The 1,324-nt window shown below is 56.6% G+C and carries 1 protein-coding gene; it reads left to right on the top strand.

Annotated elements, in window-relative coordinates; translation table 11 throughout:
* Nucleotides 1–1,324 (top strand): Ig-like domain-containing protein (locus tag ABD949_RS18225; protein ID WP_345245579.1); only part of this gene is annotated, 1,324 nt, incomplete at both ends.

Here is a 1,324-nt window from a genome sequence, read left to right as displayed (position 1 = left end):
TGTGCTCAACAACGACACCGATCGCACGGGTGCTGCGGCTGACCTGACCAATGTCACTCTGCCCACCATCATCACCCAACCCACAGGGGGCGTGGTGACGGTGAACGCCGATGGTACGATTACCTATAATCCCAATGACACCTTCACGGGCGTGGATCAATTTATCTATCGCATCTGTGATGTGGTCAACACCAGTTTGTGTGATACCGCCCTGGTTCGAATCAACATCGGCAATGCGCCGGCCCCGAGCCCTGTTCAGGATGTGGTGACGGGTAGCTTCGGTCAGCCGGTGACGGTGAGTATCCTCAACAATGACCTGGCCGGTAACGGCCAGCCAGCCAGCCTCACCAACGTGACCGCCCCGGTGATTGTGGATCAGCCCAACAATGGCACGGCCGTCATCAATCCTGATGGCACAATTACCTACACGCCGGCCTTTGGTTTCGCTGGCAGTGATACGCTGACCTACCAGATCTGTTCAACGATTAGCCCCAACGTATGTGCTACCGCACAAGTTATTTTTAATGTGCCGTCTGCTCCGCCTACAGCGAATCGGGATAACGTATCGACGTCGTTCCAGCAGCCGGTAACGGTACCTATTTTATTTAACGACACAGATCGGGCCGGCCAGCCGGCTAATCTAACCAATGTCACAGCACCCATCATTGTTGAAGGGCCGGATAATGGTACCGCCGTTATCAACAGCACCGGTACGCTGACCTATACGCCCAACGCAGGCTTTGCCGGTAGTGATACCTTATTTTATCGTATTTGTGATCCGGTGAATCCGCTCTTGTGCGACTCCGCCCTGGTGGTCTTCAACGTGGGCAGTGTTGCCCCCGTAGCTGACCGGGATAACTACACCACGGCCTTCAACACCCCGGTGCAGATCCCGGTGCTGCTCAATGATGATGCCAGAGGAGGTCTGCCAGCTTCGCTGACCAATGTCACCGCTCCCGTGCTGGTAAGCCAGCCCACCAGTGGCAATGTGGTGGTGAATGCCGATGGCACCTTCACCTACACACCCAACACAGGCTTTGCCGGAGCCGATCAGTTCATCTACCGCATCTGTGATGTGGTCAATCAATCCTTGTGTGATACGGCCCTGGTCGTGGTGAATGTGGGTAGTCAGGCTCCACGGGCCAATGCCGATGTGGCCACTGTCGTCTTCAACCAGCCCACCACGGTGAATGTACTGGCTAATGATGCCGATCGCACGGGCAACATACCGGCCACGCTGGCCACGGTCAGTGCACCGGTGATTCTGGCCCAGCCAGACAACGGCACGGCGGTGGTGAATGCCGATGGCAGCATCAGCTTCAGC

The sequence above is a fragment of the Nibrella saemangeumensis genome (assembly GCF_039541915.1).
GTDB classification, from domain to species: Bacteria; Bacteroidota; Bacteroidia; order Cytophagales; family Spirosomataceae; genus Nibrella; species Nibrella saemangeumensis.
Note: the sequence above shows the minus strand (reverse complement) of the source record. Positions and strands in the feature narration are given on the sequence as shown.